Source organism: Micromonospora mangrovicola, assembly GCF_047200535.1.
GTDB lineage: Bacteria > Actinomycetota > Actinomycetes > Mycobacteriales > Micromonosporaceae > Micromonospora.
In genome coordinates this window covers 24,855-34,148 of the sequence record NZ_JBJZOG010000069.1, presented here as the reverse complement: position 1 = coordinate 34,148, position 9,294 = coordinate 24,855, and the positions used below count along the sequence as shown (strand labels likewise).

Annotated in this window: 9 protein-coding genes and 1 pseudogene; 7 read left to right on the top strand and 3 right to left on the bottom strand. The window is 74.1% G+C overall.

The window, feature by feature from the left end:
- The 3 genes and pseudogenes from ACL02O_RS23835 to ACL02O_RS23825 form a co-directional block, all read left to right on the top strand.
- Nucleotides 1-323 (top strand): annotated as a pseudogene (locus tag ACL02O_RS23835) (glycogen debranching N-terminal domain-containing protein); the annotation flags it as partial.
- A gap of 377 nt (nt 324-700) precedes the next feature.
- Nucleotides 701-1,468: an ABC transporter ATP-binding protein gene (locus ACL02O_RS23830; RefSeq protein ID WP_412820368.1), complete on the top strand. Its 768-nt coding sequence runs from the start codon at nt 701-703 to the stop codon at nt 1,466-1,468.
- Complete coding sequence (locus ACL02O_RS23825; RefSeq protein WP_412820367.1) at nt 1,468-4,020, top strand: ABC transporter permease; 2,553 nt, start codon at nt 1,468-1,470, stop codon at nt 4,018-4,020. Before ACL02O_RS23830 ends, ACL02O_RS23825 begins: the two co-directional genes overlap by 1 nt.
- A gap of 56 nt (nt 4,021-4,076) precedes the next feature.
- Here the strand turns inward: ACL02O_RS23825 and ACL02O_RS23820 are convergent, their stop codons facing one another.
- Together ACL02O_RS23820 and ACL02O_RS23815 are read right to left on the bottom strand one after the other, a co-directional pair.
- Nucleotides 4,077-4,724 carry an HAD family hydrolase gene (locus ACL02O_RS23820; protein WP_412820366.1) on the bottom strand — a complete coding sequence of 216 codons (648 nt, stop codon included), beginning with the start codon at nt 4,722-4,724 and terminating at the stop codon, nt 4,077-4,079.
- 117 nt (nt 4,725-4,841) lie between these two features.
- The gene (locus ACL02O_RS23815) at nt 4,842-5,603 is read right to left on the bottom strand and encodes a neutral zinc metallopeptidase (RefSeq protein WP_412820365.1); all 762 of its coding nucleotides are present in this window, start codon (nt 5,601-5,603) and stop codon (nt 4,842-4,844) included.
- 292 nt (nt 5,604-5,895) lie between these two features.
- Here ACL02O_RS23815 and ACL02O_RS23810 point away from each other — a divergent pair, with 292 nt between their 5' ends.
- Nucleotides 5,896-6,318, top strand: coding sequence for a hypothetical protein (locus ACL02O_RS23810; RefSeq protein ID WP_412820364.1), 423 nt, complete (start codon nt 5,896-5,898; stop codon nt 6,316-6,318).
- Nucleotides 6,319-6,374: 56 nt separating this feature from the next.
- Here the strand turns inward: ACL02O_RS23810 and ACL02O_RS23805 are convergent, their stop codons facing one another.
- Nucleotides 6,375-6,584, bottom strand: coding sequence for a hypothetical protein (locus ACL02O_RS23805; protein WP_412820363.1), 210 nt, complete (start codon nt 6,582-6,584; stop codon nt 6,375-6,377).
- Between the two features lie 46 nt (nt 6,585-6,630).
- Between ACL02O_RS23805 and ACL02O_RS23800 the strand changes: the two genes are divergently transcribed.
- From ACL02O_RS23800 to ACL02O_RS23790, 3 genes are all read left to right on the top strand, one after another.
- Nucleotides 6,631-7,446 carry a class I SAM-dependent methyltransferase gene (locus tag ACL02O_RS23800; protein ID WP_412820362.1) on the top strand — a complete coding sequence of 272 codons (816 nt, stop codon included), beginning with the start codon at nt 6,631-6,633 and terminating at the stop codon, nt 7,444-7,446.
- Between the two features lie 89 nt (nt 7,447-7,535).
- Complete coding sequence (locus ACL02O_RS23795) at nt 7,536-7,937, top strand: YciI family protein (protein WP_412820361.1); 402 nt, start codon at nt 7,536-7,538, stop codon at nt 7,935-7,937.
- A 3-nt stretch (nt 7,938-7,940) separates the two neighbouring features.
- Nucleotides 7,941-9,173, top strand: a complete 1,233-nt coding sequence (locus tag ACL02O_RS23790; RefSeq protein ID WP_412820360.1) for an RNA polymerase sigma factor — start codon at nt 7,941-7,943, stop codon at nt 9,171-9,173.
- The last annotated feature ends 121 nt before the right edge of the window (nt 9,174-9,294 follow it).

Here is a 9,294-nt window from a genome sequence, read left to right as displayed (position 1 = left end):
GCGAGCAGGCGGGACGCATCGCCGAGGGCATCATCGACGCCGCCGAGTACTTCCACGGCCGGCTCCCGGAGGCGTTCGCCGGATACGACCGGGCGCTGACCAGGTATCCGGTGTTGTACCCCACGGCCTGCAGTCCGCAGGCCTGGTCCACCGGCACCCCGTTGCTGCTGCTGCGCACCATGCTCGGCATGGAGCCGCGCGGAGACCACCTGGTGACCAGGCCGGCCGTGCCCGCGAGCATGGGCCGGATCGAGTTGCTCAACATCCCGGGACGGTGGGGCCGGGCCGGCGCCCTCGGACGCGCCCACCCGAAGCGGCGTTAGGCCGCCCCGCCGTCCTGCCCGCCCGCGCGTAGCGGAACGCGACGTGCTGCCGTGCAACGCGTACCTGCGGGGCCGCGTTCGGCACGACGGAGCCGTTGCCGGCGCCGCCTACCGTGACTGGACACGGGGCGGACCGGTTGACCATGACGTGGCGTGAGGTCATAGCGTCGGTCCGGCGGTCGGCGAGCCGAGCGACGATGCGGTGATCAGGGGGCGACCCTGAGGCCGTCTCGGGGGCGCCCCCCAGCGGTATTTCCGGCGCGGGATCCGCCCGGGGATGGACGGATCCTCGGTCCACGGCACGGAGGATGGGAGCTACCGCACCGGTCCGCGGGGGCGGTGCGGTTTCAGCAGGTGATTTGGAAGAGGTGGATGACGTGACCGCGACGGTGGGACGGCAGGCGCAGGCCGCGGCCCTGGCGAGCGACGTGTGGAAGGTGTACGGCAGCGGTGCGGCGCAGGTCAGCGCCCTGCGGGGGGTGACCTGCGAGTTCGAGCGGGGCCGGTTCACCGCCATCATGGGCCCGTCCGGCTCGGGCAAGTCGACGCTGATGCACTGCCTGGCCGGCCTGGACTCGGTCACCCGGGGCACTGTCATGATCGGCGACACCACGGTGACCGGGCTGGGTGACGCGGGGCTGACCAGGCTGCGCCGGGACAAGGTGGGGTTCATTTTCCAGCAGTTCAACCTGCTGCCCACGCTCACCGCCCAGGAGAACATCCTGCTGCCGCTCTCGATCGCCGGCCGCAGGCCGGATCCGGCCTGGTACGACACGGTGATCGACACCGTCGGCCTGCGGGACCGGCTGGGACACCGGCCGGCGCAGCTCTCCGGCGGCCAGCAGCAGCGGGTGGCGTGTGCCCGGGCACTGGTCTCCCGCCCCGAGGTGATCTTCGCCGACGAGCCCACCGGCAACCTGGACTCCCGGGCCGGCGCCGAGGTGCTCAAGTTCCTGCGCAACTCGGTCCGCGAGCACGGCCAGACCATCGTGATGGTCACCCACGACCCGACCGCCGCCGCGTACGCCGACCGGGTGGTCTTCCTCGCCGACGGGCAGATCGTCTCCGAGCTGATCGAGCCGACCGCCGAGACGGTGCTGGACACCATGAAGAAGCTGGACAACCCGGCCGAGGTGGCTGGCTGATGTTCCGTGCCACCCTCAAGAGCCTGCTGGCGCGCAAGGTGCGCCTGGTGCTGTCCGGCCTGGCCGTCGTGCTGGGCGTCATGTTCGTCTCGGGCGCGTTCGTGCTCACCGACACCCTCGGCCGCTCCTTCGACGCGCTCTTCGCCGACGGGTTCTCCGACATCGACGTCAACGTCGCCGGCAAGCCGAGGGTCGCGCTCAGCGAGTCCGAGGGCGAGCAGGTGGTCACCCCGGTGCCCGCCTCGCTCGTGGACCGGGTGAAGGCGGTCCCCGGCGCGGCCGACGTCAAGGGCGTGGTCAACGCCGACGGCACCCGCCTCATCGGCAGCAACGGCAAGGCGATGACCTCCTTCGGCCCGCCGCAGCTCGGCGAGAACTGGCTCGGCGAGAGCGACCTCGTGCGCCTGCGCGAGGGTCGCGCCCCGCAGTCGGACACCGAGATCGTGGTGAACGCCGCCCTCGCCGAGGCGGCGAAGGTCAAGGTCGGCGACACGGTAGGCGTGCTCACCCCGATGTCGTCGAAGCGGCAGGACTTCACCCTGGTCGGCGTCTTCGGCTACAGCGGCGACCGGGACTCCCTCGGCGGCGTCAACGAGGTCGCCTTCACCACCCCGGCCGCACAGCAGCAGATCCTCGGCAAGCCGGACCTCTTCACCAACGTCACCGTCCGGGCCGCCGACGGTTCCACACCGGCGGCGCTGCGCGACGCGGTCGCCGCGGCGATCGGCCCGGACTACGAGGTCAAGACCGGCGAGCAACTGGCCGCCGACACGTCGGCCGGCCTGAAGGATGGGCTCTCCTTCATCAACAAGATCCTGCTCGGCTTCGCCGCGGTGGCGCTGCTGGTCGGCACCTTCCTCATCCTCAACACCTTCTCGATCATCGTCGCCCAGCGCACCCGGGAGCTGGCCCTGCTGCGGGCCGTCGGGGCCAGCGGCCGGCAGGTCATCGGGTCGGTGGTGCTGGAGGCGCTCGCGGTCGGGCTGATCGCCTCGGTGCTCGGCCTGGGCGCCGGCATCGGCGTCGGCGCGTTGCTGGCGTGGGTGTTCGGGCAGCAGGGCGGCCTCGCCGTCGCCGGCATCGGCGTGCCGGCCGCCGCGGTGATCGCGGCCTTCACGGTCGGCATGGTCATCACCGTGCTGGCGGCGCTGCTGCCGGCGCTGCGGGCGTCCCGGATCCCGCCGATCGCGGCGATGCAGGACGTCGCCACCCCGGACCGGCCGCTGACCCGGGTCACCGTCGGCGGGGCCGTGGTCACCGGGATCGGCGCGGTGCTGCTCTTTCTCGGCCTCACCGAGCGGGCCGGCGGCCACACCCTGTGGGCCGTCCTCGGCGGCGTGCTCTTCGCGTTGATCGGCGTGGCGCTGCTGACCCCGCTGATCAGCCGCCCGGTGGTCGCCCTGCTCGGGTCGATCTTCGCCTGGTCGGTGCCGGGCAAGCTGGGCCGGCTCAACTCCGGCCGCAACCCCCGGCGTACGGCCATCACGGCCGCCGCGCTGATGGTCGGCATCGCCCTGGTCACCGGGGTGACGGTGATCCTGGACTCGGCCAAGGGCAGCATCACCGCCCTGGCGGAGGACACCATCAAGGCGGAGCTGGTCATCGCCGGCGACCAGAGCGGCCCCCGGCCGCCGAGCTTCGACCCGGCGGTGCTGGACGAGATCGCCGCGCTGCCCGGCGTGCGACTGGCCGACGGCGAGTACGGCGACATGGCCCTGGTCGGCGGCAAGCGGACCTGGGTGGCCGCCGGCAGCGACCCCGCCGCGCTGCAGGGAGTCTTCGGGGCCAAGGCCACCGCCGGTGACATCAGCCGGATCGGCCCGGACCAGATGCTGATCAACTCGGACGTCGCCGAGAACCGCAACCTGTCGGTCGGCTCCACGGTGACCGTGCAGCTGTCCCGGGGCGAGGCCCGCACCTACACGGTCAGCGGCATCTACCAGAGCTCGCAGCTGACCAACCCGGTGATGCTGCCCGCGCAGGCGACCCGCGACTTCGCCATCCCGCAGCCCATCCAGGGCTACGTGCAGCTCGCCCCCGGCACCCGGATCGAGGAGGTGCAGCCGCAGGTGGAACGGCTGCTCGCGGACAGCCCCGAGGTGTCGGTGGCGGACCGGGGCGCGTTCATCAAGCAGCAGACCGGCCAGCTGGACACCCCGCTGAAGATGATCCAGATCCTGCTGGCGCTGGCCATCGTGATCGCGGTGCTGGGGATCGTCAACACCCTGGCCCTGTCGGTGCTGGAGCGGACCCGTGAGCTGGGCCTGCTCCGGGCGATCGGGCTGAACCGGGCGCAGACCATGCGCATGATCACCGTCGAGGCCGTGGTGATCTCGATCTTCGGCGCGCTGCTCGGGGTGGTCGTCGGCACCGGCCTCGGCACCGCGGTGATCCGGGCGCTCAAGGACGAGGGCTTCACCCACCTGGTCCTGCCCTGGGGCCAGATGGTCACCTTCCTGATCCTCGCCGCGATCATCGGGGTGGTCGCTGCGGCGCTGCCCGCGATCCGGGCCGCGCGGATCAACGTGCTGGGTGCCATCGCCCACGACTGAGCACGGCCGAAACGCACGGGGCCCCGCCGACCGGCGGGGCCCCGTCGCGTAGCCGGTCAGGCCGGCGGCTCGCCGAGCAGCGCCGCGAGCAGCTCCAGATCCGCACCGCTCAGGCTCTCCAGCTGGTGCACGCCCTCCGTCGCCGGCAGCGGCACCTCCGCCGGCACGGCCAGCACCGCGGCCCCGGCGGCCAGGGCACTGGCCACCCCGGTCGGCGAGTCCTCGATCGCCACGCAGCGGGCGATCGGCACTTCCAGCAGCCGAGCGGCAGTCAGGTACGGCTCCGGGTGCGGCTTGGTCGAGTCCACCTCGTCGCCGCAGACCACCGCGTCGAAGCTGTCCCGGCCGAGGGTGTCGAGGGCGACCTCGACCAGCGACCGGCCGCTGGAGGTGACCAGAGCGGTGGGGATGCCCGCCGCGCGGACCGCCCGCAGCAGGGCCAGCGCGCCCGGCCGCCAGCGCAGCCCGGTACGGAACAGGTCCAGGATCCGCGCGTTGATCCACTCGGCGCTGGCCTGGGGGTCCCGCTCCGGCTGGCCGAGGTCGTCGTGCAGGATCCGCATGGCCGCGGCCATGCTGGTGCCGATCATCGCCTTGCGGGCCGGGTCGGACAGCGTCCCGCCGTAGACCGCGGCGAGTTCCTGCAGCGCCACGTCCCACAGCTTCTCGCTGTCGACCAGGGTGCCGTCCATGTCGAAGAGCACGGCGGCGGGGTGCTTGCTGCTCAGCGGGGCCTCCTCGGGCGGGTGGGCGTACCCGCCGATCCTCTCAGCCCCGCCGCCGGCCCGGTCGATCGTCCCGGCGGAGGGTGACCTGCGGCATCAGCCGAGACCGCAGGCGCCCAGCGAGTTCTCGTAGCCCCGGAAGAACGAATCGGTGCGCTGCTCGGCGGTGCCGTGCGAGCCCTCGGCGAACCAGGGCTGGTCCGGGTCGTCGCCGACCGCGAGCAGCCCCTTCCGGAACTCGTCGAGGTCGCCCTTGTCGAGGGCGAGCATCTTGTTCCGCACGTTGTCGCCGATGTACGCCCCGGCCATGCAGTCGGCCTGCAGCTCCTGCTGGATGGTGAAGTCGTAGCGGATGCCGAGGCGGACCTGCACGCCGTGGGCGTACTCGTGGCCGAGCAGGTAGTACAGGAACGCGTCGCCGATCTGCCGGAAGGCCGCCACCGACCAGTTCACGTCGTAGGCGATGAAGTCCCCCGCCGAGCAGTAGACCGCGTTGTTGCGCGGCAGGGCCTGCCCACCGCAGGACACCTCCCCCGACCGGGAATACGGCACCACCCGCCGGATCGGCTGGAACCGCTTGCCGGAGGCCCGGAACCGTTCGGTCCAGTACTGCTCGGCGAGGCCGACGGCGTCGTTGAAGTCGTTCTTGAACTCGGTGACGCTCGTGGTCCCGTCCTCCCGGGTGTCCTGCGCGCCCGGGGAGGCCGCCGGCCGGGACCGCTGCGGGCCGGGCTGTCCGGGCTCACCCTGGGGATCGCCCTGGTCGAGCCCACCGCCCATGCACCCGGCCGCCACCACCACCGCCACCAGCAGCCCGGCGAGCGGCCCCATCCGCCGACGTCCCGCCTTCTCCCCCACGGTTACCTCCCCGGCTCCAGTCGCTGTGCCGTGCGCAGTACCCCGACCGCGCGCGGATGATGCCCACCGGTGATCACGCGGGGCGGGCGGCGACAGTTCACCGGCGGGCACGACGGACCCGGTGGTTCCCCGGCCGCCGGCGCGGAGCACGAACTCGGCTCCGGACCCCGGGCGGGGCCGGCTCGACGCGTGGGCGCGGTCATCGGGCCGGGCCAGGTGGCCGGCGTGACCTCGACCGGCTCGCACCGCTCGTCGTACGGGACGTGCGGAGCGACCCGGTACAGTGCCCCGCGTGACCCACCGAGCGGCCCACGCGAGCATCGTCTACTGGCGACGGAGCATCTGGAACGGCCGACGCTGCGTGCCGGTGCTGATGACCCTCGACCAGGGGTGGCTGCGGGCCAGGGACCGGTCCGGGGCGGAGCTGTTCGCCGTACCGGCCGGCCAGGTCAGTGGTCGGCTGTCCCGGCTCGGCACCCTGCTGCTCACCGTCGGCGGCCGGCGCTACGCCCTGGTGGGACGGGGTTCGGACATCTCGCCGGCCCCCAGCCCCGAGCAGCGGCACGCGTTCACCGACTTCTGGGCCGACCGGCCGGCCCCGGTGACCGGCGACGGGCCCGGCGTCCTCGATGAGGTCTTCAACGGTGCCGCGGCCTGGCACACCCGGACCTGGCGGGACGCGCTGATCGCGAACGGGGCGCCCGTCCGCGCCTGAACGGCGAGCCCCATTACCGGCCCGCTCCACCGCCGCCCTGGCGGACCCCGGCGGGCTCACATGCTGCCCGGCTCGCCATGGCGCACCGTGTGGTGTTGGGACGCGTGCCGTTGGGTCTCGTAGCGGTGTCGACGGCTCTCGGCGTCGACGGCGGCCCCGTGACTCTCGTCGGGCGTGGACCGGCGACGGTCGCGCCAGGAGACGTATCCGACGGGCGCCGCCAGCACCAGCGCCACCACGGCGAGCGCCACCAGAAGTGTGGTCATGCCGCCACGGTAGGACCGACGCGCCACTCCGGTTACGCTGCCCGCCATGATCGACGTTGACTTCGACGCGCACGAGCGGTCCCGGTGGGCGGGGCGGGCCGAGGCGTACCGGCGCAGCTTCGGCCGGCTCTGCGCGTATCCGGCGGAGGCGCTGCTGGACGCGGCGGCGGTCCGGTCCGGGCGGCGGGTGATCGATGTCGGCACCGGGCCGGGCACGGTCGCGGCTGCGGCCCTCGCCCGCTGCTCCGCGGTGGTCGCCGTCGATGCCGAGTCGAGCATGCTCGATGCGGCCCGACGGACCGCGCCGGGCGCGGCGCTGGCCCGGGCGGTGCTGCCGCGGCTGCCGCTGCGCAGCGGCGGCGCCGACGCGGCGGTGGCCAACTTCGTGCTCAACCACGTCGGCGACCCGGCCGCCGCGGCAGCCGAGCTGCGCCGGGTGGTCCGCCCCGGCGGCCGGGTGGCGGTCACCCTCTGGCCCAGCCCGCACCCGCCGCTGCAACGACTCTGGGGCGAGGCGATCGCCGCCGCCGGCGTACCGACGCCGGACGACCTGCCCCGGCTGGCGCCCGAGCGGGACTTCCCGCGCACGGAGGCCGGCCTGGCCGGGCTGCTCACCGCCGCCGGGCTGGCCGACGTCCGGTGCGCGACCCTGACCTGGGTGCACCACGCCGATCCGACGGACTGGTGGGCCGGGCCGGCGGCCGGCATCGGCAGCGCCGGCCTGATCGTGCAGCGGCAGCCCCCCGTGGTGCGGGAGCGGATCCGACGGGAGTACGACCGGCTCAGCGCCGCCTACCGGGACGCCGACGGGACCCTCCGGCTGCCCACCGCCGCGCTGCTCGGCTCCGCCCGCGTGGACTGACCCGGTCCTAGGCTGGTGTCCGGGACGGCTGATCGGCTCCGACGTACCCGGTACACGGCGCCGTGGGGCGCCGGCCGGGAGGAGAGACCGTGAAATACCTGATCATGCTGTACGGCACCCAGCAGGACTACGACGCGATGACCGGGATGCCGGGCGGCCGGCCGCCGATGACCCCCGAGCAGATGGCGGCGCTGCACGCCCACATGGAGGCGGTCCACAAGGAGCTGGCCGAGACCGGGGAACTGGTCGACGCGCAGGGGCTCAGCGCACCTGTGCACGCCCGCCGGGTCCGGCTGCACGGCGGCGCGCCCGTGGTCACCGACGGCCCGTACGCCGAGACCCAGGAGGTCCTGGCCGGCTACACCCTGGTCGAGTGTGCCAGCTTCGACCGGGCCACCGAGATCGCCGCCCGGTTCGTCAACCCGGACGCCGAGGGCGAGTACGTGGACGTGCGCCCGATCCTGGCGGGCATCGAGGAGTTGCAGGGCTGACCGGTGGCCGACAACGGGGTCGAGGACCTGCTGCGCGAGCTGGCGCCGCAGGTCCTCGGCGCGCTGGTGCGCCGGTACGGGCACTTCGGCACCGCCGAGGACGCCACCCAGGAGGCGCTGCTCGCCGCCGCCACCCGCTGGGCCGGCACCGGGCTGCCCGACGACCCGCGGGCCTGGCTGATCACCGTGGCGTCCCGCCGGCTGACCGACCTGCTCCGCGCCGAGCAGGCCCGGCGCCGCCGCGAGGACACCGCAGCCCGACAGGCGCCGCCGGACCGGTGGCTTGCCCCACCGGCCGACCGGCCGCCGGACGACGCCGACGACACGCTGATCCTGCTCTTCCTCTGCTGCCACCCGTCGCTGCCCCCGGCCGGCCAGATCGCGCTGACCCTGCGCGCGGTCGGCGGGCTGAGCACCGCCGAGGTGGCCCGCGCGTTCCTGGTGCCGGAGGGCACCATGACCCGGCGGATCACCCGGGCCAAGCAGCGGATCCGGGACAGCGGCCTGCCGTTCGCCCTGCCCGCCGGTCCGGAGCGGGCCGCCCGGCTGGACGCCGTGCTGCACGTGCTCTACCTGATCTTCAACGAGGGGTACGCGAGCACCGCCGGGGAGCACCTGCACCGCGCCGACCTGTGCGCCGAGGCGATCCGCCTGGCCCGGCTGCTGCACCGCCTCACCGACCACCCCGAGGTGACCGGTCTGCTGGCGTTGATGCTGCTCATCCACGCGCGGACGCCGGCGCGGACCGGCCCGGACGGGACGCTGGTGCCGATGGCCGAGCAGGACCGGCGGCGGTGGCGGGGTGAGCAGATCGCCGAGGGGGTCCGGCTGGTCGGCGCGGCGTTGCCCCGCGGCCCGGTCGGGCCGTACCAGCTCCAGGCGGCCATCGCCGCCCTGCACGCCGAGGCGCCCAGCGTCGAGGCCACCGACTGGCCGCAGATCGCCGCCCTGTACGAGGTGCTGCTGAGCGTCGCCGACAACCCGGTGGTCCGGCTCAACCACGCGGTGGCGGTGGCCATGGCGCGGGGACCGCACGCCGGGTTGGTGCTGCTCGACGCCCTCGCCGCCGACCCGCGGGTCGCCGAGGACCCGCGCCGCCACGCGGCGCGGGCGCACCTGCTGGAGCTGGCCGGGGACCCGGACGCGGCCCGGGAGGCGTACCTGGCGGCGGCCCGCCGGTCGATGAACCTGCCGCAGCAGCGCTACCTGTACGCCCGTGCGACCCGGCTGGGTTGACGGTGCCTGCCGCGGTCGCCGGGTCTGGCAGCGCGTACTCGTACCGCCGACGCTTCGCTCCCGCCTCCGGCGGGGCGTAGCCGGACGCGACGAGGTAGCCGCCGACCCGGGCTGGGACAGT